Origin of the sequence: Streptomyces sp. CB01580 (assembly GCF_001905795.1) — a bacterium.
GTDB lineage: Bacteria > Actinomycetota > Actinomycetes > Streptomycetales > Streptomycetaceae > Streptomyces.
Genome location: NZ_LIXJ01000012.1, coordinates 159218 through 184542, shown reverse-complemented (window position 1 = coordinate 184542; position 25325 = coordinate 159218). Strand labels below are relative to the sequence as shown.

The window sequence follows — 25325 nt, the reverse complement described above, 5'->3', positions numbered from 1 at the left end:
CCGCCGTCTACACCCTCAGTACGGAGAGCTCCACGAGGGTGGGCGCGGCAGCTGCCGGGCCTCTCGGTCGTATCCGGATGCGCGGACCGACCGACTCCGGGCCGGTGGCGGCGGACAGCCCCCATTGGGCGAGGCCGGGCGCCTGGTCGACCCCGGCGCGGGCCCGCCCCGGCAGGGCGGGCGCGTCGTCCGTGTTCCTGCTCTTGCCGCATCCGGGGACAGGGCCGGGGTACGAAGCCGAGTCCGGGGCGACGACCACGTCAGTGTCAGTGTCACTCGGGGTGACAGTGACAGTCGCGGCCGCGTCCACCGCCTCGGCGTCCGAGGAAGCCCTCGCGCCTGCGGAAGCCCCTGCGTCCGCGACGGTCTCCGCACCCATGGCCGCCCGCGCGACCGGGCGGCCGTCGCCCGCGGCAGTCCTTCCCTGGCCGCAGAACAGCACCAGTACGACCGCGAGCACCGCCGTCAGGCAGCACCACTGCGCACGGGACACGGACACGGACACGGCGACCGGCCTTTCCGGACGGGGCGACGGGGGCGACGGGGGCGACGGGGGCGACGCGCGGCAACAGGTGATCAGCTGCCGAAATGGTACGTGCTGCGGTGCCACGCCCCCGTGCCGTACCGTACGGCTCCCGCACCGCCGGGCTGTACGGCTCCCGTTCCGCCGGACCGTCCGCTCGCGCGCCGCCGCCCGGCTCGCATGCCGCCACCCGCCCCCCGGCTCGCGCACCGCCAACCTGCTCCGGCTCGCGCGCCGCCGCGCCGTGCCGGTACCGATGCCGACACCGTGACCCGGACCGCACGAAATACGTTCGCCGTTCCTCGGGCCCGAATGAGATCCTGGGGTCCGTATGTCTACTTCCTTCGCCGATCTCCAGTCCCGGCTCGAAGAGCTCTCGCTCCGCGACGCCCACCGGCTCGGCCGCCGTCTCGAAGGGGCGCGCCGCATCCGCAAGCCCGAGGCCCGGCAGGCGGTGCTGGACGAGATCGCCACCGAGGCCGGAAAAGCGGCCGAACGGCTCGTGCTGCGCGCCGGGCGGGTCCCCGCCGTCTCGTACCCGGAACAGCTCCCGGTCAGCCAGAAGAAGGACGAGATCCTGGAGGCGATACGCGATCACCAGGTCGTGATCGTCGCCGGTGAGACGGGCTCCGGCAAGACCACGCAGATCCCGAAGATCTGCATGGAGCTGGGGCGCGGCGTCCGGGGCATGATCGGGCACACGCAGCCGCGCCGGATCGCGGCCCGCACGGTCGCCGAGCGCGTCGCCGACGAACTGCGGACCCCACTGGGCGAGGCGGTCGGCTGGAAGGTCCGGTTCACCGACCAGGTGAACCCCGACGCGACGTTCGTCAAGCTGATGACGGACGGCATCCTGCTCGCCGAGATCCAGACGGACCGCGAGCTGCGCGCGTACGACACGATCATCATCGACGAGGCCCACGAGCGCTCGCTGAACATCGACTTCCTGCTCGGCTATCTGGCCAGGCTGCTGCCCAGGCGTCCGGACCTGAAGGTCGTCATCACCTCGGCGACGATCGACCCCGAGCGGTTCGCGCGCCACTTCGGCGAGGCCCCGATCATCGAGGTCAGCGGGCGCACGTACCCCGTCGAGGTGCGCTACCGCCCGCTGTTGGAGGAGGTCACCGAAGACTCTGCCGACGCCGACCGGGACCAGATCACCGCGATCTGCGACGCCGTCGACGAGCTCCAGTCCGAGGGCCCCGGCGACATCCTGGTCTTCCTCTCCGGCGAGCGCGAGATCCGTGACACCGCGGACGCCCTGAACAAGCGGAACCTCCGCCACACCGAGGTGCTGCCGCTCTACGCCCGCCTCTCGCACGCCGAGCAGCACCGCGTCTTCCAGCGCCACACCGGCCGGCGGATCGTGCTGGCGACGAACGTCGCCGAGACCTCGCTGACCGTCCCCGGCATCAAGTACGTGATCGACCCGGGCACCGCCCGGATCTCCCGCTACAGCCACCGCACCAAGGTCCAGCGCCTCCCGATCGAGCGGATCTCGCAGGCCAGCGCCAACCAGCGCAAGGGCCGCTGCGGCCGTACGTCGGACGGCATCTGCATCCGGCTGTACTCCGAGGACGACTTCCTCACCCGTCCGGAGTTCACCGATCCCGAGATCCTGCGCACGAACCTCGCCTCCGTCATCCTCCAGATGACCGCGGCCGGCCTCGGCGACATCGAGCGGTTCCCCTTCATCGACCCGCCGGACCACCGCAACATCCGCGACGGCATCCAGCTCCTCCAGGAGCTCGGCGCGCTGGAGCAGGGCGAGAAGCCGGCCCGGGAGGTCCGCGCGGGCGAGCGGGAGGCACGGCCCGAGGGGAAGAAGGGGCAGCGGCTCACCCCGCTGGGCCGCAAGCTCTCGCAGCTGCCGGTCGACCCGCGTCTGGCGCGCATGGTCATCGAGGCCGAGCGCAACGGCTGCGTACGCGAGGTCATGGTGATCGCCGCCGCGCTCTCCATCCAGGACCCGCGCGAGCGGCCCGCGGAGAAGCAGACTCAGGCCGATCAGCAGCACGCCCGCTTCAAGGACGAGACCTCCGACTTCCTCGCGTTCCTGAACCTGTGGCGGTACATCCGCGAGCAGCAGAAGGAGCGCGGCTCGTCCAGCTTCCGCCGGATGTGCAAGCAGGAGTACCTGAACTTCCTGCGCATTCGCGAATGGCAGGACATCTACGCGCAGCTGCGCACGGTCGTGAAGCAGATGGGCGTCCAGCCCAACACGGAGGACGCGCCCGAGCAGTCGGTGCACGTCTCGCTGCTGGCCGGGCTGCTCTCGCACATCGGGCTCAAGGACACGGAGAAGAACGAGTACCTGGGTGCCCGCAACGCCAAGTTCGCGGTCTTCCCCGGCTCGGCGCTCTTCAAGAAGCAGCCGCGGTTCGTGATGTCGGCCGAGCTGGTCGAGACGTCCCGGCTGTGGGCGCGGGTCAACGCCAAGGTCGAGCCGGAGTGGATCGAACCGCTGGCCCAGCACCTGCTGAAGCACACCTACAGCGAGCCGCACTGGGAGAAGGACCAGGCGGCGGTGATGGCGTACGAACGCGTCACGCTGTACGGAGTGCCGATCATCGCCCAGCGCAAGGTTAATTTCGGCCGGATCGACGCCGAGACCTCCCGCGATCTCTTCATCCGCCACGCCCTGGTCGAGGGCGACTGGCGGACGCACCACCAGTTCTTCCAGGACAACCGCAAGCTGCTCGGCGAGGTCGAGGAGCTGGAGCACCGCGCCCGCCGCCGCGACATCCTCGTGGACGACGAGACGCTCTTCGACTTCTACGACCGGCGCATCCCCGAGCACGTGGTCTCCGGGGCGCACTTCGACTCCTGGTGGAAGCACAAGCGCCGCGACGAGCCGGACGCGCTGGACTTCGAGCGCTCGATGCTCATCAACGAGAAGGCCGGGGCCGTCACCAAGGACGACTATCCGGACTCCTGGCGGCAGGGGAAGCTCAAGTTCCGGGTGACGTACCAGTTCGAGCCCGGCGCGGACGCCGACGGCGTGACCGTCCACATCCCGCTCCAGGTGCTCAACCAGGTCACCGCCGAGGGCTTCGACTGGCAGATCCCGGGCCTGCGCGAGGAAGTGGTCACGGAGCTGATCCGCTCGCTGCCCAAGCCGATACGCCGGCACTACGTCCCCGCGCCGAACTACGCGGAGAAGTTCCTGGACCGGGCCGTTCCGTCCGCCTCTGGCGGCCCGACGTCACAGCAGGAGCCGCTGACGGTCACGCTCGCGCGCGAGCTCCAGCGGATGGTCGGCGTCCCGGTCACGGCGGACGACTTCGACCTGAGCCGCGTCCCGGACCACCTGAAGATCACGTTCCGGATCGTCGACGAGCGGCGCCGCAAGGTGGCCGAGGACAAGGACCTGGAGGCGCTGAGGCTCCAACTGCGCCCCAGGGCCCGCCAGGCGCTCTCCAAGGCCGCGGCGGCCACCGCGGGCCCCTCGGGCGAGTCGGTCGAGCGTTCGGGCCTCACGGACTGGACGATCGGCACGCTGAACCGGGTCTTCGAGACCCGGAGGGCCGGCCAGCCGGTCAAGGCGTACCCGGCCCTGGTGGACCAGGGCGCGACCGTGGCCGTGCGTCTCTTCGACACCGAGGCCGAGCAGCAGCGCGCGATGTGGCTCGGCACCCGCAGGCTGATCCTGCTGAACGTGCCGGTGAACCCGGCGAAGTTCGCCTCGGACAGGCTCTCGAACCAGCAGAAGCTGGCGCTGTCCGCCAATCCGCACGGTTCCGTGCAGGCGCTGTTCGAGGACTGCGCGACGGCTGCCGCCGACCGGCTGATCGGCGCGCACGGCGGCCCCGCCTGGGACGAGGAGTCGTACCGCAAGCTGTACGACAAGGTGCGCGCCGACCTCGTCGCGCTGACCGAGCACACGGTCAAGCAGGTGCAGCAGGTACTGGCCGCCTGGCAGGCGTGCGAACGGCGGCTGAAGGCCACGAACAGCCTGGTCCTCGCCGCCAACGTCGCCGACGTGCGCAAGCAGCTCGCGGGCCTCGTGCCCGCGGGCTTCGTCACCGCGACCGGGCTGCGCAGGCTGCCCGACCTGATGCGTTACCTGGTCGCCGCCGACCGTCGGCTCCAGCAGATGCCGACGGCCGTCCAGCGCGACACCACGCGCATGGAGAAGGTCCACGAGATGCAGGACGAGTACGCCTGGCTGCTCGAACAGCTGCCGCAGGGCAGGCCGGTTCCGCAGGAGGTCCTGGACATCCGCTGGATGATCGAGGAGCTCCGGGTCAGCTACTTCGCGCACGCCCTGGGGACGGCCTACCCCGTCTCCGACAAGCGGATCGTGAAGGCGATCGACGCCGCGGCCCCCTGATCCGCCGCGGCCCCTGATCCGGACCGGGCGGCCGGAGCGGTGACGAGGTGATCACCAGGAGTGAAGTCGACCGGACCCTCCGACCTGCTGTACAGTCTGTCTTCGCAGCCAGCCGCAAGGCAGCAGCGAAAACCTGGTCCTGTGGAGCAGTTTGGAGTGCTCGCCACCCTGTCAAGGTGGAGGCCGCGGGTTCAAATCCCGTCAGGACCGCAGTACGAAAGCCCGGATCCCTCGGATCCGGGCTTTCGCGCGTCCCGGCGCGGTCGCCACCGACGACCACCCGGCCGACGGATCCACCCCACCGCCCCGTCATCCGCCACTCCCCGCCCCCACCGCATCGGCCATGAGCCACCACGCCGACCGGCCGCGGCCACAGCCACAACCCCGGTCGCGGTCGCAGCGGTAGCCGACGCACCGTCAGGACCGCCTGAAGCCCGCCACGGGGCCTCTGACGGCCTTTGAGGGCGGGTCGGCAGAATTCCTCCACCCTGCCCTCGCGGGGCGCCAGAACGGCGATTCCTGGATCCAGGACGAAAGTCCCCCGACCGAGTGACCAACAGCAGGGCAATCCACACCCCGAAGGTGGCAGGCTCGAAGTGACGCGACTCATATGGTGTGACGGGAGTCACTAAATGAGTTTCGCGAAGAGGTGACCTTACACCCTTCCTACAACTGCCGAATTTAATATGTGCAATTGCACTTGTCTGATGGCGGCGACGAAGGAGAGCGGCGGGCACGACACGAAAGCCGCCCGGAGATGTCACCGAATACCCCCGACCACCCCGGCCCGACTTCTCCGGAAAGCCCGGCAACGACCCCCCGGAATCCCGTACGGAGGCACATGGGCCGACCCGCGTTCCCGCCCCGTAGCCAACCGGCCGCCCGGTTTCCAACGGCCCCGGGCGATCCGGCACCGGCACAACGGCCGGCGCCTCAGGATTCACGGGACTCCAGAACTCCGGGCCCGCGCGGTTCCGAGACCCGGGAACCCCGGGAGCGGCACGGGCAGAGCGCACGACGCCGCCTCGGGAGAAGCCCGAAGGGGCCTCTCCCGAGGCGGCGGAGCACAAAAAGAGATCGCGCCGGACCCGGCGGAGTCCAGCGCGATCGAACGACGTACCCGTATTGCACAGGTATGGCGCCCGTTGGGGCGGGCGCCCGTCATGTGGAGCCATAGGCGGGTCTGTACGGGCTGGGGGACCCGGGAGCCCGGTTGTGACGCGACGGCAGGGGGCGTGTCAGGCCTCGCTGCGCTGCTGCGGAATACCCGCCAGCAGTGCGCGGACCTCTGCCTCGCGGTAGCGGCGATGTCCACCGAGCGTGCGGATGGACGTGAGCTTCCCCGCTTTCGCCCAGCGGGTAACCGTCTTCGGGTCCACGCGGAACATCGTGGCGACCTCAGCCGGGGTCAGCAGCGGCTCGGCATCAGGGGTGCGAGCGGTCATGAGCGGCCTCCTCGGGAGAACCGAACCAATCTCGGTTCTTTCCTCTAAATTCTGCACCTTGACCCGTGTTGCCCGAAATGGCAGACGCGGGCCGAGTCGGTTATAGGACGAACGGCTTGTCCTCGGCACTACAACTACACCATCCGTCCAGCCGCGTCGGCCAAACCGATGGAATTGCCCTCCCAGGTGTTCATCAGCGACGGAAGCCGATGGACCATGCCATAGCGGACAGTCACGCCACCGTGACGATCAGTCACAGAGCGATCAGGAGTCACCAGACCCCCCATAGCGTGCAATGCAGAGCGATCCACCCCCAGTTGGGCGGAAGGAGCCCTCCCCGGACTCCTTGTCCTATTTTGGCACGAGGGGTAGGGAAGGGCGCAAGGGCCCAGTTAGTGCAATCCATCACGCTTGAGAAAAAGGCCCGGTTCAGGACGTAGGTCCCACCAGCCTTTGAGGTATTGTCCCGCCTCTTCATCCCCACGTGTCACACGCCACAAAGGTTCAGACGCGGCAAGGTCGCATTCAGTTCGCGAATTGACGATCTCTTACGGCCCGCCAGCGTTCCGCCAGCCTCCCGTACGCCTCGCTCGCCCGATCGGTGTCACCGGCCCGCAGCGCCTCCACCCCCTCGGCCACGTCGGCGGCCGAGTGGTCCGCGGCGAGCCGTTCCGCCGGCAGGGCATGCACCAGCCCCGCGTAGTCCAGCTCCACCAGCGCCCGCGGATGGAACTCCTCCAGCCAGCGCCCCACCTCCACGAGGCCCTCGGTCAGCGGCCCCTCGTCCACGGTCTCGCGCAGGGTCCGCAGCGCCCTGGCCAGCCGACGCCGGGCCTGGACCATCGGCGTCCGGTAGCGCAGCACCGGCGGCTCGCCGCCCTTGCCCGCCGCCGCGTACTCCCGCTCCTCGTCGGAGAAGAGCACGAACCAGCGCACCGGCACCTGCCACAGCGCGGTCAGGATCCAGGGCCTGGCATCCGGGTTGCGCTCCGCCCACCGCTCGTGGTCCGCGACCGCCTGTCCGCGCACCACCGGCGGCAGCACCGCGTCCAGCACCGGCTCCGGGAACAGGTCCGCCAGCTCCCCCAGGGCCAGCCAGCCGCGCAGCCTGGTCCGCCACGGGCAGACGCACACCACGCCGTCCGCCTCGGCGACGAACGCGTCCGCGCTCTCGTGCGCCGGCACCCCGACCGGCGGCGTGGCCACCAAGTCCGCGAGCGAACGGCGCAGTTCGTCCTGGGCCGTGGGGATACGGGCGCGCCCGGCGTAGCGGGCCCAGTGGCTCCGCTCGGGCTCCGGGAAGGCGGCGAGCGGTTCGTACACCCGGAGGTAGGACGCGTACGGGACGAGCACCGAGGACACCACCGACATGCCGTAGATCGTGTCATGCCCGTACTCCTCCAGGGGGTGATCCTCGGCACCGGACCTGATCTACCTACGCGTAGGACTTACGCTCTTGCCCAGTCGGACCCGCCTGCCGGCCGGTCCACGGCCCTCCCCACCTTCAGGAGGGTCCTCCGCCGCTTCGTACTTGGGAGTCACCACAGTGACCGATGTGACCGGCGCGCCTGTCGACGTACTGCACACCCTGTTCCACTCGGACCAGGGGGGCCACGAACAAGTCGTGCTCTGCCAGGACCGTGCCAGCGGCCTCAAGGCCGTGATCGCCATCCACTCCACCGCCCTGGGCCCGGCCCTCGGCGGTACCCGCTTCTATCCGTACGCCTCCGAGAAGGAGGCCGTCGCGGACGCGCTGAACCTGTCGCGCGGCATGTCCTACAAGAACGCCATGGCCGGTCTCGACCACGGCGGCGGCAAGGCCGTGATCATCGGCGATCCCGAACGGATCAAGTCCGAGGAACTGCTGCTGGCCTACGGCCGGTTCGTGGCCTCGCTCGGCGGCCGGTACGTGACCGCCTGCGACGTCGGCACCTACGTCTCCGACATGGACGTCGTCGCCCGCGAGTGCCGCTGGACCACCGGCCGCTCCCCCGAGAACGGCGGCGCCGGCGACTCCTCGGTGCTCACCGCGTTCGGTGTTTTCCAGGGCATGCGGGCCTCCGCGCAGCATCTCTGGGGCGACCCGACGCTCCGTGGCCGAAAAGTAGCGGTCGCCGGAGTCGGCAAGGTCGGTCACCACCTGGTCGAGCACCTGCTGTCGGACGGTGCCGAGGTCGTGATCACGGACGTGCGCGAGGAATCCGTGCGCCGTATCACCGACAAGCACCCCGAGGTGGCCGTCGCCGCGGACACCGAGGCGCTGATCCGCACCGAGGGCCTGGACATCTACGCCCCGTGCGCGCTCGGCGGCGCGCTGAACGACGACTCCGTGCCCGTGCTCACCGCCAAGGTGGTGTGCGGCGCGGCCAACAACCAGCTCGCGCACCCCGGCGTGGAGAAGGACCTCGCGGACCGGTCGATCCTGTACGCACCCGACTACGTGGTGAACGCGGGCGGAGTGATCCAGGTCGCGGACGAACTGCACGGCTTCGACTTCGACCGGTGCAAGGCCAAGGCGTCGAAGATCTTCGACACCACGCTCGCCATATTCGCACGTGCGAAGGCGGACGGCATTCCGCCGGCCGCCGCGGCCGACCGGATCGCCGAGCAGCGGATGGCCGAGGCGCGCCGCGCCTGACGACCGGGAACGGCGTGGGGCGGCAGAGCCCGACACGAGGTGACGAGGCGTGACGAGGGCATGACGCGGCGTCCTGCGGCCTGCGATCCGTCGGCCGGCGTGAGACTTCTCTCGCCGGTCGGCGGGTCGCATGCCAGGAAGAGGTTAAAATCGCAGTTGACCAGCGAGGACGGGGCTTCTCGCAGGTCCTCTTCCGGGGCGCTCGATACGGGCGGCGTACCGTATGGCCGCGGAAGCAGGTACCGTTAAAGCCCTACGGGCACGGTCTCTCGGATGAGAGTCCGTCCTGAAACATGAACGCGTGTCAAGACTCTGGGGCCGTCGAGCCCCGTCACCGAGGGGGTCGAGCCATGGGGCGCGGCCGGGCAAAGGCCAAGCAGACAAAGGTCGCCCGCCAGCTGAAGTACAGCACCGGCGGGACTGACCTGTCGCGTCTGGCCAATGAGCTGGGCGCATCGTCTTCAAGTCAGCCACCGAACGCGGAGCCGTTCGAGGACGAGGAAGACGACCCGTACGCGCGGTACGCGGATCTGTACAACACCGATGACGAGGACGAGGACGAGGACGACAAGTCCGGTCCTGCGTCAAAGCGCCGCGGCGCTTGACCTCGCGCTGACACATCAACCCGGTCCGGGTTTCCCGGACCGGGTTCTGTGCTACCCCGATCCGGAGACCGCCGGTTCGGTGACCGCCGATCCGGGAATCGCCGGTTCGGCGGTTGCCGGGACCCGGCGGCCATGGGCGCGACGGCCGCCCGGGTGACCAGGTGGCCCCGGTCACCGGCCCGCTCCCGCACTACGCTGCGTAGTCACCCACCAGCTCCGCGCCGGAGGTGTGCTCACCGCGTTCGACGATCTCGCCCGCGACCCAGGAGTCGACCCCGCGGTCGGCCAGTGTGGTCAGGGCCACGTCGACGGATTCGGCGGGGACGACGGCGATCATGCCGACGCCCATGTTCAGCGTCTTCTCCAGCTCCAGCCGCTCGACCCGGCCGAGGCTGCCGACCAGGTCGAAGACCGCGCCCGGCGTCCAGGTGGAGCGGTCCACCCGGGCGTGCAGGTGGTCGGGGACGACCCGGGCCAGGTTGTTGGCCAGGCCGCCGCCGGTGACGTGGCTGAAGCCGTGCACCTCGGTCGTGCGGGTGAGGGCCAGGCAGTCCAGCGAGTAGATCCGGGTGGGCTCCAGGAGCTCCTCGCCGAGGCTGCGGCCGAACTCCTCGACCTCGCGGTCCAGCGCCCAGCCGGCCCGGTCGAAGAACACGTGCCGGACGAGCGAGTACCCGTTGGAGTGAAGACCGGACGACGCCATGGCGATCACCACGTCACCCTTGCGGATGCGATCCGGTCCGAGCAGCCGGTCGGCCTCGACCACGCCCGTACCGGCGCCCGCGACGTCGAAGTCGTCCGGGCCCAGCAGTCCGGGGTGCTCGGCGGTCTCGCCGCCGACCAGGGTGCAGCCCGCGAGGACACAGCCCTCGGCGATGCCCTTCACGATCGCCGCGACCCGCTCGGGGTACACCTTGCCGACGCAGATGTAGTCGGTCATGAAGAGCGGCTCGGCTCCGCAGACGACCAGGTCGTCGACGACCATGCCGACGAGGTCGCGGCCGATGGTGTCGTACACGCCCGTCTTGCGGGCGAGGTCGACCTTGGTGCCGACGCCGTCGGTGGCGGAGGCGAGCAGCGGACGCTCGTAGCGCTTGAGGGCGGAGGCGTCGAAGAGGCCGGCGAACCCGCCGAGGCCGCCGAGGCCCTCGACCTCGGGACGGCGGGTCTTCTTCACCCACTCCTTCATCAGCTCGACGGCGCGGTCGCCGGCCTCGATGTCGACGCCCGCTGCCGCGTAGGAAGCACCTGTTGTCTCAGACATGGCGTGGGATCTTTCGTGTGGAGATACGGGGCTGGTGGGCCAGGGGGTACGACCGGCCGTCACGGACGACGCAGGGCGTCGGACGCGGCGGTCGCCGCAGGGCCTGCCGCCAGCTCGGTCTCCAGCAGTTGCTTGCCGAGCAGTTCCGGGTCCGGCAGCTCCATCGGGTACTCACCGTCGAAGCAGGCGCGGCACAGGTTCGGCTTGGCGATCGTCGTCGCCTCCACCATTGCGTCGAGGGAGATGTACGCGAGCGAGTCCGCGCCCATCGACGCGCCGATCTCCTCGACCGTCATCCCGTTGGCGATCAGCTCGGCACGGGTCGCGAAGTCGATGCCGAAGAAGCAGGGCCACTTGACCGGCGGGGACGAGATCCGGATGTGGATCTCGGCGGCGCCCGCCTCGCGGAGCATCCGGACCAGGGCGCGCTGGGTGTTGCCGCGGACGATCGAGTCGTCGACGACGACGAGACGCTTGCCCTTGATGACTTCCTTGAGCGGGTTCAGCTTGAGGCGGATGCCCAGCTGGCGGATGGTCTGCGACGGCTGGATGAAGGTCCGTCCGACGTAGGCGTTCTTCACGAGACCGGCGCCGAAGGGGATGCCGCTGGCCTCCGCGTAGCCGATGGCGGCGGGGGTGCCGGACTCCGGGGTCGCTATGACCAGATCGGCCTCGACCGGGGCCTCGGCGGCCAGCTTGCGGCCCATCTCCACGCGGGAGAGGTAGACGTTGCGCCCGGCGATGTCGGTGTCGGGACGGGCCAGGTAGACGTACTCGAAGACGCAGCCCTTGGGCTTCGCTTCCGCGAAACGCGAGGTGCGCAGTCCGTTCTCGTCGATGGCGACGAGTTCGCCCGGCTCGATCTCGCGGACGAAGCTGGCGCCGCAGATGTCGAGGGCGGCGGTCTCGGAGGCCACCACCCAGCCGCGCTCCAGGCGGCCGAGGACCAGCGGACGGATGCCCTGCGGGTCACGGGCGGCGTAGAGGGTGTGCTCGTCCATGAAGACGAGCGAGAACGCGCCCTTGACGTCCGGGAGCACCTTCGCGGCGGCCTGCTCGATGGTGAGCGGCTTGCCGTCGTCATCGGTCTGGCCGGCGAGCAGCGCGGTCACCAGGTCGGTGTCGTTGGTCGCGGCGACCTGGGTGGCGCGGCCGTCCTTGCGGGGAAGGTCCGCGACCATCTCGGCGAGCTGCGCCGTGTTGACCAGGTTGCCGTTGTGTCCCAGGGCGATCGAGCCGTGCGCGGTGGCACGGAACGTCGGCTGCGCGTTCTCCCAGACCGAGGCTCCGGTCGTGGAGTAGCGGGCATGACCGACCGCGATATGGCCCCGGAGGGATCCCAGGGATGTTTCGTCGAAGACCTGCGAGACCAGTCCCATGTCCTTGAAGACCAGGATCTGGGACCCGTTGCTCACTGCGATGCCCGCGGACTCCTGTCCACGGTGCTGCAGGGCATACAGTCCGAAATAGGTGAGCTTGGCGACCTCTTCGCCGGGAGCCCAGACACCGAAGACGCCGCATGCGTCCTGGGGGCCCTTCTCTCCGGGGAGCAGGTCGTGGCTGAGTCGTCCATCACCACGAGGCACGCCACCGAGTGTAGGCGAGATCGACCACTGGTCCGAATTCGGGATACCGCGGCGGACCACCGTGGAAGCGCTTCCGGACGTGGTCCGGAGCCCCTACCGACCGGTCACTCGGAGTGAGCACCTGGCCTGATGAGGAGTACGCGGGACGAGGTGCGGATCGGCCACAGGGCGGCGGCAGCGCGGATCAGCGCGGCAATAGCGGCGATTTCCGGCCACCGGGGCCGGGTGTGCGCCGGAAGCGGATGGTGGCGCTCGGTGAACCGGCCGACGGTCCGGCGCGGAATCCGGCCGAACGCGCGTTTCGTGGCGAGGCTCACACCACAAGGCGGTCGGACGTGTCGGATCCCGGTGCGTCCGGGACCGCTCCGCGGCCGTCGGCCCGCGTGGCGGCCGGTTCCGGGGCGGGAGTTCCGGGGCGGGTGCTTCCCGCGCCGAGGGGTTCCGGGGCGGGTGCGTCCCGCGCCGACGGGCTCCGGGACCGGCGTTCACCGCACCGGACGGTTCCGGGGCCGGCGCCTCCCGGCCCGTCGCATCGCGTGGATCACTCGCCGGGTTCCCGGGCCGTGGCGCCGAGCGACGCGTCGTTCTCCGAGGCGAGGGTCAGGGTGCGCTCGTCGACCCGGTACGTCGTCCGCCCGTCCAGGATCGACAGCAGTGCCTGTTCCAGCTTCGCCCGGGGCGTGGGGCACGCCATCTTGGTCGTCTCGACGGCGTCGAACGTGATCGTGGAACCGGACACGGCGGCGCGGGCGCGGAACTGGTTGCAGCCGAGACTCCCCGCGGCGCCGCCCTTGGTGTCGATCGTGAAGTGGGCGCCGTCCGGGACCTCGGCCCGTTTCCCCCCGACCGTCACCGAGTCCACGTTCCACCGGACACCCGTGACGGGCGGGCCGGTCCGTGTCGCGCCGCCCTCGCCCGCCGCCCCGGGGCCGTCACGGTCGTCGGAGGGGCTGCCCGTCCGCGTACCGCAGGCGGCCAGGACGGCGAGGAGGACCAGGGTCACCGAGGCTGTGCGTCGAGTGCGCATGGCCCTGTGACGGGCGGGGCGGCGGGCCGGTTCCCGGCGAGGAGCGGACCCCGCGCGCCGCCCGTCGTCCCGGGGAACGGGCTCCTCACCTCATCAGGGGCAGGAGGGCGGAGAGGTCGGCCCGCTCGCCGCTCGCGGCCACCCGCGCCTCGTCGAGGGCGTGCGCCCATTCCGTACGACCGGTGGCGAGCCTGATCCAGGTGAGCGGATCGGTCTCGACGACGTTGGGCGGCGTACCGCGGGTGTGCTTGGGACCCTGCACGCACTGGACCACGGCGAAGGGCGGGACACGCACCTCGACCGAGCCTCCCGGCGCCTTCTCCGCGAGGGCGTCGGCGAGCAGCCGCGTGCAGGCGGCGAGCGCCTGCCGGTCGTACGGGATGTCGAGGCCGGTCGCCGCGTTCAGGTCGTCGGTGTGCACGACGAGCTCGACGGCACGGGTGACGAGGAAGTCCGTCAGCCGCATCGCCCCGGCCGGTGTGGGCAGCAGCCGTTCGTCGCCCGTGCGCGGCACCCGTTCCTCGAACCGCCCGGCGGCCTCGCCGAACAGGGCGTCCAGGTCGGGATGCTCGGCGGCGAGCGCCCTGGTACCGGCGGCGATCCGCTCGGCGTGACCGGCCGTGGTGAGCGGCCAGGCGAGGAGCGTCGGTGCGGGTTTCGGGGCGGCGGGTGCGGACCGCTCCGGCTCCCGGGCGGCCTGCGAGAACGCCAGGACCACGTGGGCGGCGAGTTCGCGTACGGTCCAGTCGCCGAGCCGGGTCGGCAGCGCGAGCTGCTCGGGCGTCAGGGTGCGGACGGCTTCCCGGACATGGCCGAACTGCGCCAGGACCGCGTCGCGGGTCCGGGCCGGGTCGTAGCGGCGGGCACGTTTCTGGGACGGCGGCATGTCCGGGAGCCTACGGCCCTCGACCGGCGCACGAAGGACCACGGCCCGCGGGCCCGGGCGCCGACGGCGGAGGGACGGCAGGTGACGACGGGCCGGGGCAGGGGCGACGGACCGGAACGGCGGCCGTCTCAGCGCCGGATCGCGAAGGCGCCCAAACCGTGCGCGAGCAGGTCGAAGCCCCGCTCCGCGAGCGCGACGGCCTCCTCGGCGATCGCGTCCGCCGGTTCGCCCGCCAGCAGCCGCAGTTGGTTCGCGTGGATGAGGGAGTTGCGCGTGCTGATCAGCTGGGCCGCCGCGATCCGGGCGATGGGCGGCTCCTCCCCCTCCTCGGTCAGGACGTGGGCGAGCAGCTCGTGGGAGCGCAGGGAGAGCGCGTGCGCGCGGATCAGGAGGGCCGGCGTCTCCTGGATCAGCCGACGCATGTCGAGCACCATCGGCACGTCGCTCATGCCGACCGAGGGATCGCGGCGCCCGATGGCGGCCAGGAACTGCGCGCGCACGGCGGACAGGGCGGATGCGCCGAGGGCCCGGTCCCGCACCACCCCCGCGACGTCGCCGATGTGTTCCGCCATCGGCGCGAGGACCAGGTCCTCCTTGCCCGCGAAGTAGTTGAAGACCGTCATCTTCGACACCTCGGCCGCCTCGGCGATCTCGGCGACCGACACCTTGTCGAAGCCGCGCTCGGCGAAGAGTTCGGTGGCCGCGGCCAGCAGACGGTGGCGCGTCTGGAGCTTCTTGCGCTCCCGCAGGCTCATCCCCTCGGTCATGCCGTAACTGTACCAGGATGAATGTTAAACCGAGAGTAATTATTGCCCAGGTAAATCTCTACTTGCCCGCACCGCACGTACGGAACTCGTACGCACCCGCGTACGGACCGGGGCTGCGGCCCCGCCCCCGGCGACGGGGCGGGGCCGCAGCCCTCGGAAACGGACCGCCGTCAGGCGAGCAGACCCGGAATGGTCTCCTCGTGCGCGGTGCGCAGCTCACTCAGCGGGATGCCGAACTCGCCCTGGACCTCGATCTCGTCGCCGTCCACGACACCGATCCGGGCGACGGGCAGACCGCGCGCCCCGCACATGTCGTTGAAGCGGAGCTCCTCGCTGCGCGGCACGGAGACGATCGCGCGTCCCGCCGACTCGGAGAAGAGGAACGTGAACGCGTCCAGACCATCCGGCACGACCAGTCGGGCGCCGTTCCCGCCGCGCAGACAGGACTCCGTGACCGCCTGGATCAGACCGCCGTCGGAGAGGTCGTGCGCCGCGTCGATCATGCCGTCGCGGGAGGCCGAGATCAGGATCTCGGCGAGCAGCTTCTCGCGCTCCAGGTCGACCTGGGGCGGCAGGCCGCCCAGGTGGCCGTGGACGACCTCGGACCACGCCGAGCCGCCGAACTCCTCGCGCGTCTCGCCCAGCAGGTAGAGGAGCTGGCCCTCCTGCGCGAACGCGACCGGCGTGCGCCGGGAGACGTCGTCGATCACACCGAGCACCGCGACGACCGGCGTCGGGTGGATCGCCGTCTCGCCGGTCTGGTTGTACAGCGACACGTTGCCGCCGGTGACCGGGGTGCCCAGCGCCAGGCAGCCGTCCGCGAGACCGCGGGTCGCCTCGGCGAACTGCCACATGACGTCCGGGTCCTCGGGCGAGCCGAAGTTCAGGCAGTCCGAGACGGCGAGCGGCTTGGCGCCGGTGGCGGCGACGTTGCGGTACGCCTCCGCCAGCGCGAGCTGCGCGCCGGTGTACGGGTCGAGCTTGGCGTACCGGCCGTTGCCGTCGGTCGCCATGGCCACGCCCAGGTTCGACTTCTCGTCGATCCGGACGATGCCGGCGTCCTCGGGCATCGCGAGCACGGTGTTGCCCTGCACGAACCGGTCGTACTGGTCGGTGATCCAGGACTTCGACGCCTGGTTCGGGTGCGCGACCAGCTTGAGGACCTGCTCGCGCAGCTCGGCGCCGTCCGCCGGACGGGCCAGCCCGCCCGCGTCGTCCGCCTGGAGCGCGTCCTGCCAGGACGGGCGGGCGTACGGGCGGTGGTACGTCGGGCCCTCGTGGGCCACCGAACGCGGCGGGACGTCCACGATCTGCTCGCCGTGCCAGAAGATCTCCAGGCGCTCGCCCTCGGTCACCTCACCGATGACGGTGGCGATGACGTCCCACTTCTCGCAGATCTCCATGAAGCGGTCGACGTGCCGCGGCTCGACGATCGCGCACATGCGCTCCTGCGACTCGCTCATGAGGATCTCCTCGGGCGAGAGCGAGGAGTCGCGCAGCGGCACGGTGTCCAGCTCGACGCGCATGCCGCCGGAGCCGGCGGAGGCCAGCTCGGACGTGGCGCAGGAGAGCCCGGCGCCGCCGAGGTCCTGGATGCCCGCGACGAGCTTCTCCTGGAAGACCTCCAGGGTGCACTCGATGAGGAGCTTCTCCTGGAACGGGTCGCCGACCTGGACGGCGGGACGCTTGGCAGGCTTCGTGTCGTCGAAGGTCTCCGAGGCCAGCACCGAGACGCCGCCGATGCCGTCGCCGCCGGTGCGGGCGCCGTAGAGGATCACCTTGTTGCCGGGGCCGGACGCCTTGGCCAGGTGGATGTCCTCGTGCTTCATCACGCCGATGCAGCCGGCGTTGACCAGCGGGTTGCCCTGGTAGCAGGCGTCGAAGACGACCTCGCCGCCGATGTTCGGCAGGCCGAGGCAGTTGCCGTAGCCACCGATGCCCGCGACGACGCCCGGCAGGACGCGCTTGGTGTCGGGGTGGTCCGCGGCGCCGAAGCGCAGCGGGTCGACGACCGCGACCGGGCGGGCACCCATGGCGAGGATGTCGCGGACGATGCCGCCGACGCCGGTCGCCGCGCCCTGGTAGGGCTCGATGTACGAGGGGTGGTTGTGCGACTCGACCTTGAAGGTGACCGCGTATCCCTGGCCGACGTCGACCACACCGGCGTTCTCGCCGATGCCGACGAGCATCGCGTCGTTGGCGGGGGCCTTCTCGCCGAACTGCTTGAGGTGGACCTTGCTGCTCTTGTACGAGCAGTGCTCGGACCACATCACGGAGTACATGGCGAGCTCGGCGCCGGTGGGACGGCGGCCCAGGATCTCGCGGATCCGGGCGTACTCGTCCTCCTTGAGGCCGAGCTCCTTCCAGGGCTGCTCGACGTCCGGGGTCCCGGCCGCGTGCTTGACCGTATCCAGGCTCATGCGTTGACCAGCTTCTTGATGATCGAGGTGAAGAAACCGAGGCCGTCGGTGCGGCCGGTTCCGATCAGCGGCTCGACGGCGTGCTCGGGGTGCGGCATCAGGCCGACGACGTTGCCCTCGGCGTTGGTGATGCCCGCGATGTCGCGCAGCGAGCCGTTCGGGTTCATGCCCAGGTAACGGAAGGCGACCCGGCCCTCCGCCTCCAGCTCGTCGAGCACGCGCTCGTCGGCGACGTACCGACCGTCCATGTTCTTGAGCGGTACGGAGATCTCCTGGCCCGCCTCGTAGTCCGAGGTCCAGGCGGTCTCCGCGTTCTCGACGCGGAGCTTCTGGTCGCGGCAGATGAAGTGCAGGTGGTTGTTCCGCAGCATCGCGCCGGGCAGCAGGTGCGCCTCGGTCAGGATCTGGAAACCGTTGCAGATGCCGAGCACCGGCATCCCCGCACGGGCCTGCTCGATGATCGTCTCCATGACGGGCGAGAAGCGCGAGATCGCACCGGCCCGCAGATAGTCGCCGTAGGAGAAACCACCGGCCAGGATGACCGCATCGACCTGGTGCAGGTCCTTGTCGCGGTGCCACAGCGACACGGGTTCGGCGCCCGCGACGCGTACGGCCCTCAGGCTGTCCTGGTCGTCGAGCGTGCCGGGAAAGGTGACGACTCCGATTCGGGTGTTACTGCGGCCCGAAGGGCCTCCCTCACGGGTGGTGGGAGACGGACGGGAAGTCACTTGGACTCCTCGGCCTTCTCCACCTTCACGGTGAAGTCCTCGATGACGGTGTTGGCGAGGAATGTCTCGGCCATCTCATGAATGCGACCGAGGGCGGCGTCGTCGACCGGCCCCTCGACCTCCAGCTCGAAACGCTTTCCCTGACGTACGTCCGCGATTCCCTCGAAGCCGAGACGGGGCAGTGCGCGCTGCACCGCCTGTCCCTGCGGGTCGAGGATCTCGGGCTTGAGCATGACGTCGACTACGACGCGTGCCACTGGCACTCCCGTGTGGTGTGGTGCGACTGGTTCTCCGGGGGGCTCCCCTGACCCCCGCAGCTTCCCTCAGCGTACCTGGCCCGAAATTCTACGCGAGTAGATGCCTGAGCGCCCGATCACGACGGGATATCGGTCACGACAACACCCGAGGAAAAATCTGCGAAAAGATTCCTCACCGAAGACACACATAGAAGTGTGACACGCGGAGAGAATTAGCCCGACTTCACAATGCGGCGCCGACCGCTGTACAAATGATTACCAGGGAATGCAGCATTGCCTCCCGAACAGTCGACACCGGTCGGCCGAGCGGTCGATACCGGCGATACCGGTCGACGCGTATCCGCCCGAAGGGCTCACATCCGCCCGACGGCCGGAAGGCCGACATCGGCGCACGCCAAACGCGCCGACGCCGTAGGAAAGGACCGATATCCGTGGCTCAGCGCGTAGTGGTCACGCTCTTCGACGACATCGACGGGGGCGCGGCGACGGAAACGGTCACCTTCGCCCTGGACGGGAAGTCGTACGAGATCGACCTCAATGCTTCCAACGCGAAGAAACTGCGCAAGGCCCTGGCGCCGTACGTGTCGGCGGGCCGGAAGCAGACAAATGCTGGCAAGCGCGGCAGGAAGCCCGTGTCGTACCGGCACACCTCGCTCGAACCCGACCCGGCGGCCGTCCGCGCCTGGGCCCGCTCGCACCGGATGGAGGTGCCGGCCCGCGGCCGGATCCCCAAGAAGGTCTACGAGGCGTTCCGCGCGGCCGGTTGAGAAACCCGGTCGGCCGGTCGAGGCGTCCGGGCGACCGGCCGACCGGGAAGCCGGGGCCCACGGCGGCCGGTCGCACGGCCCGGTCTCACGGCCCGGTCGAACGCCGGGGTCGGACGGACCAATGGTCGCCGGACCCGCCCCGTGCGACCGTCGGAACGACCCCGCGGGGCCGTTCCGACGAGCCCTCGCGGCCACCGACTTGCGCTGCACCCCCGCAGGTCGGCTAAAGTCTGGAGCACGCCGAAGGGCAAGGCCGAAAAGCCAAACCCCAAGCAGCGTGCGGGTGTAGTTCAGTAGTAGAACATCCCCCTTCCAGGGGGAAGGCGCAGTGTGCAATTCCTGTCACCCGCTCTGCATCACTCCTACCGACCATTGCGGTGGATCAGGTAGGGTAGTGCTCGCACCGTCCAGAAGTACTTCTCATGAGGAGTACAATGGCGGAAGCAATGCGGACGTGGCTCAGTTGGTAGAGCATCACCTTGCCAAGGTGAGGGTCGCGAGTTCGAATCTCGTCGTCCGCTCTTGATAGGAATGAAGGCCCCAGTCGATTTCGACCGGGGCCTTCTTCGTGATCTCTTTCAAGAAGCACCCGATTCCGGTACGGGCGTCCAGTCCCGGCAGCGCCATGACGTTTGTCATGACCAGTGATGACAGCTCGCACTGCTCGCGGCGATGGACCTGCGGAAGCCTGTAGGCATGAAGCCTGTAGGTACGAGGAGAGACCGCGAGGCCGACGCCCGCGCGGGTGCCGGCGACCACGCGGGCGGCTCCGGAGCGGACATCACCGCGACGAACGACGCCGTGGCGGGCATCACATCCCGCTCGGCCGCCGGGGCCGCCACCGGTGGTGCGACCGCTTCGGCGAGCGGTGCCGCGACCAGTGCCGGCGTGACGTCCGCGGCCGGTGCCGCGGCGCCCGACTCCGTGATCGAGGCGAGCGGGGTGCGGCGGCGCTACGCCGACGACTTCGAGGCCGTCGCCGGCGTCTCCTTCTCGGTCGGGCGCGGCGAGCTCTTCGCCCTGCTCGGCACGAACGGCGCCGGGAAGACGTCCACCGTCGAACTTCTGGAGGGGCTGGCGGCTCCCGACGGCGGCACCGTACGTGTGCTCGGCCACGACCCGTACCGCGAGCGCGCCGCCGTCCGGCCGCGGATCGGGGTGATGCTCCAGGAGGGCGGCTTCCCGTCCGAGCTGACCGTCACCGAGACCCTGCGGATGTGGGCGGGCTGCACCAGCGGCGCCCGGCCGACGGGAGAGGCGCTGGACCTCGTCGGGCTCGCCCACCGGGCGCGCGTACGGGTCAAGCAGCTCTCCGGCGGCGAACGGCGCCGCCTGGACCTCGCGCTGGCGCTGCTCGGCCGGCCCGAGGTGCTGTTCCTGGACGAGCCGACCACGGGACTCGACGCCGAGGGGCGGCGCGAGACCTGGGAGTTGGTACGGGAACTGCGCGACGGCGGCACCACCGTCCTGCTGACCACGCACTATCTGGAGGAGGCGGAAAGCCTCGCCGACCGGCTGGCGATCATGCACCGGGGCCGGATCGTGACGGCCGGCACGCCCGCCGAGGTGACGGCCTCCCGCCCCGCCCGCATCCGTTTCGAACTGCCCGAGGACGTGCAGGCGGCCCGGCTCCCGCTGTCGCTGCGGGCGGCGGCCGACGGGCGCAGGATCGAGATCCGCACCCACGCCTTGCCGGAATCGCTCACCGAACTGCTGCTCTGGGCCCGGGAGTCGGACGTTTCGCTGCACGGGCTCGACGCCCGGTCGGCCTCGCTCGAAGAGGCGTTCCTCGACATCGCGCACAGCGTGTCGGCCTCCGGGCCGGAGGACCCCTGGACGTCGGACCCCGAGACACGGAAGGCGGCTGCCGCATGACCGGCGCGACGACGGACGAACGACGTACGACAGCACCCGGGCGCAGCGCCCCGGCGGCCGGGCGGCGCACGACGACGGCCGGAGAGCACACCCCGGCGGCCGGGCGGCGCACGACGACGGCGGGGCGGCTGCGGGCACTCGGGCACGCCGAGCTCGTCCTGCTGGCCCGGAACCGGACGGCGGTCTTCGTCGCACTGCTGGTGCCCCTGGCGATGGTTCTGGCGATGAAGACGACGCTGGAGCGGATCGACCTGGGCGGGACCGGCCTGACCGTCACCGGGATGGCGCTCACCGGCGGCATCGGCATGGTGCTGATGCAGGTGGTGTACATGAACCTGGTCTCCGCGTACGTCGCACGGCGCGAGGACCTGGTCCTGAAGCGGCTGCGCACGGGCGAGGTCGCCGACTGGGAGATCCTCACCGGGACGGCGCTGCCGTCGGTCGCGCTGGCTCTGGCGCAGACCGTGCTGGTGGTGCTGGCCGGTGCCGCGGCCTTCGATGTCGGGGCGCCGGAACGGCCGGACCTGTTCCTCGCGGGCCTGTTGTCGGGGTCGGTACTGCTGGCCGCCCTGGCCGCCGTCACCTCCGTCGCGACCCGGACGGTGCAGACCTCGCAGATCACCACCCTGCCGCTGTTCCTCGTCTCGATGATCGGCTCGGGGCTCTTCGTACCGCTGGAGGTCCTGCCGGACCGGGTGGCGTCCGTGTGCGAGCTGCTGCCGATGACCGGCGTGATGACCCTCGTGCGGGCGGGCTGGCTGGGCGGGTCCGACGGGTCCGACCTGCTCACGGCCGGGCTCGTCGCACTGGCCTGGACCGTTTTCGCCGTGTTTGCTGTGCAGCGGTGGTTCCGTTGGGAGCCCCGACGCTGACCGAGGATTCACCGGCGGAGGACGGCCGTGGGGGCGGGTATGTGGGACTGGCGACGCAGCTGGCGGGAACGCAGCAAACTGGAACGGATCGACCTGTATTCGCGGGTGACCATCTCGGCGATCCCCTGGCTGTTCACCTTGTCGTGGGGGATCGTGCCCTTCGGCGCGGATCTCCGCCGCACGCCGCTGCCGACCGCGCTCGGAGCCACGTTCCTGCTGCTGAGCCTCGTGCAGTGCCTGCTGAGCAACCGGAATGTCCGGCCCTCGTATCTGTGCTACCTCGGGACCGCCTCCTTCCCCCTGCGGCGGCAGTCGGCGCCCCTGGCGCTGATGCTGCTGAATCTGGGCATCCTGGCGACGCTGGTCGGTCTGGACGCGATCGGGACGGGAGGGCTGGTCCTGACGGTCATGAACGTCCCGATGCCGTTCGTGATCACGCAGGTCCTGCTGGTCCCGGTTCGCACCTTCCTGCTCCAGTCGCTCGCCCTCGCCCTGCTGAACGTCGGCGTGTTCGCCGCGGTCGGCGTGCGGGGCGGCACGCTGGCCGGGATGGCTCCGGCGACGCTCTTCGGGGCACTGCTGGTACTGATCTGCGTACGACCGAGCGTCTGGAGCATGAGCGTGATGTGGCAGGCCGAGGAGGCCCGGGACCTGCAGGCGCGGCTGGCGGTCGCCGAGGAGCGGCTGCGGTTCGGCCGGGACATGCACGACGTCCTGGGCCGGAACCTCGCCGTGATCGCGCTGAAGAGCGAGCTGGCGGTGGAACTGGCGCAGCGCGGCAAGCCTGCGGCCGTGGACCAGATGGTCGAGGTGATGCGCATCGCACGCAGCTCCCAGCAGGAGGTGCGGGATGTCGTGCGCGGCTACCGGGAGGCGGATCTGGTCACGGAACTGGCCGGCGCCCAGGGGGTGTTGAGGGCCGCCGGGATCGAGTGCGAGGTCGCGGGGGGCGCGGGCGCCGAACTGCCCGCGCCCGTACGGTCGGCGCTGGGCTGGGTCGTCCGGGAGGCGGCGACCAATGTGCTGCGGCACGGGGACCCTCGGCACTGCACCATCCGGCTGCGGACGGCGTCGGACGCCGCGGTGCTGGAGGTGGAGAACGACGGGGCACCACCCTCGGCCGGGCCGGCGGGCGGCCCCACCGACGGGGCGGGCGGCTCCGGGCTGGCCGGGCTGCGGGAACGGCTCCGGGAACTCGACGGGTCGCTGGACGCGGGCCCGGCGGGGAGCGGGGTTTTCCGGCTGACGGCGCGGATTCCGCTCCCGTCGCGTACCGCCGCTCCTGCCTCTCCCACCACCCTTTCCTCTCCCACCGTTCCCACCGTTCCCGCCTCTTCCGCCCCGGCTGCTCCCTCCCCTCCCTCCGCCCTTTCCGCTCCCACCGACTCTCCGGCTTCGTCCGCCCTTCCGCCTTCCCGGGACCCGGGCACGGGCATGGGCATGGGCGTGGGCGTGGGCATGAGCGCGGCACCGGACCTTGCAAAGGAACGACGATGACGGCCGTACGGGTGCTGCTCGCGGACGACGAGCATCTGATCCGGGGCGCCCTGGCCGCGCTGCTCGCCCTGGAGGACGACCTCGTGGTGGTCGCGGAGGCGGCCACCGGTCCGGAGGCCCTGGCCATGGCGCGGGCCCATCGCCCCGACGTGGCGGTCCTCGATCTTCAGATGCCGGGCGCCGACGGTGTGAGTGTCGCCACATCCCTGCGGGCCGAACTGCCCGGCTGCCGCACGATGATCGTGACGAGTCACGGGCGGCCGGGACATCTGAAACGAGCGCTCGCGGCGGGCGTCCGGGCCTTCGTGCCGAAGACCGTCAGCGCCCGGCAGCTGGCCGGCATCATCCGCACCGTATATGCCGGAAACCGTTACGTGGACCCGGAGTTGGCGGCCGACGCCATCTCCGCCGGGGACTCGCCGCTCAGCACGCGCGAGGCCGAGGTGCTGGAGCTGGCGGCCGACGGGGCGCCGGTCGCGGAGATCGCCGAACGGGCCTCGCTGTCCCAGGGGACGGTACGGAACTACCTCTCTGCGGCCGTCTCGAAGCTCGGCGCGGAGAACCGTCATGCGGCCGTGCGTCTCGCACGCGAGCGGGGATGGGTATAGTGGTGCTCGCGCTTCGGCGCTTGCGGACGTAGCTCAGTTGGTAGAGCGCAACCTTGCCAAGGTTGAGGTCGCCAGTTCGAACCTGGTCGTCCGCTCCGTTGAACAAGAAGCCCCGGCCGGGAGGCCGGGGCTTCTTGGCGTTCGGGCGCGGGTTTCCGCCCGGCGTCCGGAGCGGGGTCCCCGGTACGCCGGTGCGGGTACCCGGCCGGTGACCGGGTACCCGGCTGCTCACTTCCAGGGCATGCCGGTGAGGAGTTCGTACGCCTCCAGGTACTTCGCCCGGGTCGCGTCCACGATCTCCTGGGGCAGCGCCGGGGGCGGCTGCTCGCTCCTGCGGTCCCAGCCGGAGGCCGGCGAGGTCAGCCAGTCACGGACGAACTGCTTGTCGTAACTGGGCTGGGGCCTGCCCGGCTCCCAGTCGGCGGCGGGCCAGAAGCGGGAGGAGTCCGGAGTCAGCACCTCGTCCGCGATGATCAGTTCCTCGCCGCCGTCGGCGGTGGGCGCGAAGCCGAACTCGAACTTCGTGTCGGCGAGGATGATCCCGCGGTCACGCGCGATGTCGCGGGCCCTGCCGTACACGTCCAGCGTGGCGCGGCGCAGCTGGGCGGCGGTCTCCGCGCCGACCTGCCGGGCCACCTCCTCGTAGCTCACGTTCTCGTCGTGGTCGCCGACGGCCGCCTTGGTGGCGGGCGTGAAGATCGGCGCGGGGAGTTCGGAGCCGTCGACGAGGCCCTCGGGGAGGGCGAGGCCGCAGACCGTACGGGACTCGTTGTACTCGACGAGACCGGAGCCGGTGAGGTAGCCGCGGGCGACGCACTCGACCGGGACCATCCGCAGCGACGTGCAGATCAGCGTGCGGCCCTCCCAGTCGGCGGGGGCCCCGGCGGGCAGCTCGGTGGACAGCACGTGGTTGGGGACGAGGTCGGCGAGCTGGTCGAACCACCAGAGGGAGAGCCGGGTGAGGACGCGGCCCTTGTCCGGGATCTCGGTGGGCAGGACCCAGTCGTACGCGGAGAGGCGGTCGCTGGCGACCATGACGAGGTCGCCCGCCGCGTTCCGGTACAGATCGCGCACCTTGCCGGTGTGGAGGTGGGTGAGCCCCGGGACCTGCACGGGCTCGGGCTTTTCTACGAATCCGGACACGCTGCCTCCGCGTAGGTTGATCCAGGAGTCGTTCCGATTCTCCCGTATCGGGGGCGGTGGGGTGGAGCGGGGGCATGCGGGGCA

The 25325-nt window shown here is 70.5% G+C and carries 20 protein-coding genes and 4 tRNA genes; 12 read left to right on the top strand and 12 right to left on the bottom strand.

All coding sequences use genetic code 11. From position 1 onward, the window contains the following. Window positions 1-7: 7 nt before the first annotated feature. Complete coding sequence (locus AMK22_RS19390) at window positions 8-505, bottom strand: hypothetical protein (RefSeq protein ID WP_242434047.1); 498 nt, start codon at window positions 503-505, stop codon at window positions 8-10. A 349-nt stretch (window positions 506-854) separates the two neighbouring features. Here AMK22_RS19390 and hrpA point away from each other — a divergent pair, with 349 nt between their 5' ends. Both hrpA and AMK22_RS19380 read left to right on the top strand, forming a co-directional pair. Then, on the top strand, window positions 855-4856 hold the full coding sequence (gene hrpA / locus AMK22_RS19385; RefSeq protein WP_073786656.1) for an ATP-dependent RNA helicase HrpA: 4002 nt from the start codon (window positions 855-857) through the stop codon (window positions 4854-4856). Window positions 4857-4991: 135 nt separating this feature from the next. Further along, window positions 4992-5066: transfer RNA gene (locus AMK22_RS19380), tRNA-Asp, on the top strand. A gap of 1028 nt (window positions 5067-6094) precedes the next feature. Here the strand turns inward: AMK22_RS19380 and bldC are convergent. Both bldC and AMK22_RS19370 read right to left on the bottom strand, forming a co-directional pair. Beyond that, entirely contained in the window at window positions 6095-6301 is a 207-nt protein-coding gene (bldC, locus tag AMK22_RS19375) for a developmental transcriptional regulator BldC (RefSeq protein WP_003949541.1), read from the bottom strand. 525 nt (window positions 6302-6826) lie between these two features. Continuing rightward, window positions 6827-7672, bottom strand: coding sequence for a hypothetical protein (locus AMK22_RS19370; RefSeq protein WP_073786654.1), 846 nt, complete (start codon window positions 7670-7672; stop codon window positions 6827-6829). 175 nt (window positions 7673-7847) lie between these two features. On the opposite strand from AMK22_RS19370, the gene AMK22_RS19365 reads away from it, so the two are divergent. After that, complete coding sequence (locus AMK22_RS19365) at window positions 7848-8939, top strand: Leu/Phe/Val dehydrogenase (RefSeq protein ID WP_073786652.1); 1092 nt, start codon at window positions 7848-7850, stop codon at window positions 8937-8939. Between the two features lie 350 nt (window positions 8940-9289). After that, on the top strand, window positions 9290-9544 hold the full coding sequence (locus AMK22_RS19360) for a DUF3073 domain-containing protein (protein WP_073786650.1): 255 nt from the start codon (window positions 9290-9292) through the stop codon (window positions 9542-9544). A 190-nt stretch (window positions 9545-9734) separates the two neighbouring features. On the opposite strand, the gene purM is transcribed toward AMK22_RS19360, so the two are convergent. The 8 genes from purM to purS all read right to left on the bottom strand — a co-directional run bounded on the left by purM (window position 9735) and on the right by purS (window position 18479). Then, the gene (purM, locus tag AMK22_RS19355; protein ID WP_073786648.1) at window positions 9735-10808 is read right to left on the bottom strand and encodes a phosphoribosylformylglycinamidine cyclo-ligase; all 1074 of its coding nucleotides are present in this window, start codon (window positions 10806-10808) and stop codon (window positions 9735-9737) included. A gap of 59 nt (window positions 10809-10867) precedes the next feature. Then, the gene (gene purF / locus AMK22_RS19350) at window positions 10868-12394 is read right to left on the bottom strand and encodes an amidophosphoribosyltransferase (protein WP_073786646.1); all 1527 of its coding nucleotides are present in this window, start codon (window positions 12392-12394) and stop codon (window positions 10868-10870) included. A 541-nt stretch (window positions 12395-12935) separates the two neighbouring features. Beyond that, window positions 12936-13421 (bottom strand): META domain-containing protein, encoded by a 486-nt coding sequence (locus tag AMK22_RS19345; protein ID WP_079186274.1) that lies wholly within the window; start codon window positions 13419-13421, stop codon window positions 12936-12938. A gap of 85 nt (window positions 13422-13506) precedes the next feature. Beyond that, the gene (locus tag AMK22_RS19340; RefSeq protein ID WP_073786642.1) at window positions 13507-14307 is read right to left on the bottom strand and encodes a maleylpyruvate isomerase family mycothiol-dependent enzyme; all 801 of its coding nucleotides are present in this window, start codon (window positions 14305-14307) and stop codon (window positions 13507-13509) included. 128 nt (window positions 14308-14435) lie between these two features. Beyond that, window positions 14436-15074: a TetR/AcrR family transcriptional regulator gene (locus tag AMK22_RS19335; RefSeq protein ID WP_073786640.1), complete on the bottom strand. Its 639-nt coding sequence runs from the start codon at window positions 15072-15074 to the stop codon at window positions 14436-14438. Between the two features lie 170 nt (window positions 15075-15244). Further along, window positions 15245-17494, bottom strand: a complete 2250-nt coding sequence (purL, locus tag AMK22_RS19330) for a phosphoribosylformylglycinamidine synthase subunit PurL (RefSeq protein WP_073786638.1) — start codon at window positions 17492-17494, stop codon at window positions 15245-15247. Then, on the bottom strand, window positions 17491-18222 hold the full coding sequence (gene purQ, locus AMK22_RS19325) for a phosphoribosylformylglycinamidine synthase subunit PurQ (protein WP_073786636.1): 732 nt from the start codon (window positions 18220-18222) through the stop codon (window positions 17491-17493). The genes purL and purQ overlap by 4 nt, the downstream gene beginning before the upstream one ends. Beyond that, complete coding sequence (gene purS / locus AMK22_RS19320) at window positions 18219-18479, bottom strand: phosphoribosylformylglycinamidine synthase subunit PurS (RefSeq protein WP_037695153.1); 261 nt, start codon at window positions 18477-18479, stop codon at window positions 18219-18221. The genes purQ and purS overlap by 4 nt, the downstream gene beginning before the upstream one ends. Window positions 18480-18910: 431 nt before the next feature. Between purS and AMK22_RS19315 the strand changes: the two genes are divergently transcribed. The 8 genes from AMK22_RS19315 (at window position 18911) to AMK22_RS19280 (ending at window position 24193) form a co-directional block, all read left to right on the top strand. Then, window positions 18911-19246 carry a histone-like nucleoid-structuring protein Lsr2 gene (locus AMK22_RS19315; RefSeq protein WP_079186273.1) on the top strand — a complete coding sequence of 112 codons (336 nt, stop codon included), beginning with the start codon at window positions 18911-18913 and terminating at the stop codon, window positions 19244-19246. A 279-nt stretch (window positions 19247-19525) separates the two neighbouring features. Continuing rightward, window positions 19526-19597, top strand: a tRNA-Gly gene (locus AMK22_RS19310). 97 nt (window positions 19598-19694) lie between these two features. Then, window positions 19695-19767 (top strand) — tRNA-Gly (locus tag AMK22_RS19305). A 175-nt stretch (window positions 19768-19942) separates the two neighbouring features. Further along, window positions 19943-21121, top strand: coding sequence for an ABC transporter ATP-binding protein (locus AMK22_RS19300; protein WP_242434046.1), 1179 nt, complete (start codon window positions 19943-19945; stop codon window positions 21119-21121). Then, complete coding sequence (locus AMK22_RS19295) at window positions 21118-21993, top strand: ABC transporter permease (protein ID WP_079186272.1); 876 nt, start codon at window positions 21118-21120, stop codon at window positions 21991-21993. The genes AMK22_RS19300 and AMK22_RS19295 overlap by 4 nt, the downstream gene beginning before the upstream one ends. A gap of 39 nt (window positions 21994-22032) precedes the next feature. Continuing rightward, window positions 22033-23490, top strand: a complete 1458-nt coding sequence (locus AMK22_RS19290) for a sensor histidine kinase (RefSeq protein ID WP_079186271.1) — start codon at window positions 22033-22035, stop codon at window positions 23488-23490. After that, entirely contained in the window at window positions 23487-24098 is a 612-nt protein-coding gene (locus AMK22_RS19285) for a response regulator transcription factor (RefSeq protein ID WP_073786630.1), read from the top strand. The genes AMK22_RS19290 and AMK22_RS19285 overlap by 4 nt, the downstream gene beginning before the upstream one ends. 22 nt (window positions 24099-24120) lie before the next feature. After that, window positions 24121-24193: transfer RNA gene (locus AMK22_RS19280), tRNA-Gly, on the top strand. A gap of 133 nt (window positions 24194-24326) precedes the next feature. Here AMK22_RS19280 and AMK22_RS19275 read toward each other — a convergent pair. After that, window positions 24327-25241: a phosphoribosylaminoimidazolesuccinocarboxamide synthase gene (locus tag AMK22_RS19275; protein ID WP_073786628.1), complete on the bottom strand. Its 915-nt coding sequence runs from the start codon at window positions 25239-25241 to the stop codon at window positions 24327-24329. Window positions 25242-25325: the final 84 nt, after the last annotated feature.

What these genes read in the sequence shown, in the direction of transcription:
- AMK22_RS19300 (WP_242434046.1), top strand. Translation starts at nt 19,943, where the DNA reads ATGAAGCCTGTAGGTACGAGGAGAGACCGCGAGGCCGACGCCCGCGCG.
- AMK22_RS19285 (WP_073786630.1), top strand. Translation starts at nt 23,487, where the DNA reads ATGACGGCCGTACGGGTGCTGCTCGCGGACGACGAGCATCTGATCCGG.
- AMK22_RS19335 (WP_073786640.1), bottom strand. Translation starts at nt 15,074, where the DNA reads ATGACCGAGGGGATGAGCCTGCGGGAGCGCAAGAAGCTCCAGACGCGC.
- bldC (WP_003949541.1), bottom strand. Translation starts at nt 6,301, where the DNA reads ATGACCGCTCGCACCCCTGATGCCGAGCCGCTGCTGACCCCGGCTGAG.
- hrpA (WP_073786656.1), top strand. Translation starts at nt 855, where the DNA reads ATGTCTACTTCCTTCGCCGATCTCCAGTCCCGGCTCGAAGAGCTCTCG.
- AMK22_RS19290 (WP_079186271.1), top strand. Translation starts at nt 22,033, where the DNA reads ATGTGGGACTGGCGACGCAGCTGGCGGGAACGCAGCAAACTGGAACGG.
- AMK22_RS19345 (WP_079186274.1), bottom strand. Translation starts at nt 13,421, where the DNA reads ATGCGCACTCGACGCACAGCCTCGGTGACCCTGGTCCTCCTCGCCGTC.
- AMK22_RS19360 (WP_073786650.1), top strand. Translation starts at nt 9,290, where the DNA reads ATGGGGCGCGGCCGGGCAAAGGCCAAGCAGACAAAGGTCGCCCGCCAG.
- AMK22_RS19370 (WP_073786654.1), bottom strand. Translation starts at nt 7,672, where the DNA reads ATGTCGGTGGTGTCCTCGGTGCTCGTCCCGTACGCGTCCTACCTCCGG.
- purM (WP_073786648.1), bottom strand. Translation starts at nt 10,808, where the DNA reads ATGTCTGAGACAACAGGTGCTTCCTACGCGGCAGCGGGCGTCGACATC.
- AMK22_RS19295 (WP_079186272.1), top strand. Translation starts at nt 21,118, where the DNA reads ATGACCGGCGCGACGACGGACGAACGACGTACGACAGCACCCGGGCGC.
- AMK22_RS19340 (WP_073786642.1), bottom strand. Translation starts at nt 14,307, where the DNA reads ATGCCGCCGTCCCAGAAACGTGCCCGCCGCTACGACCCGGCCCGGACC.
- purL (WP_073786638.1), bottom strand. Translation starts at nt 17,494, where the DNA reads ATGAGCCTGGATACGGTCAAGCACGCGGCCGGGACCCCGGACGTCGAG.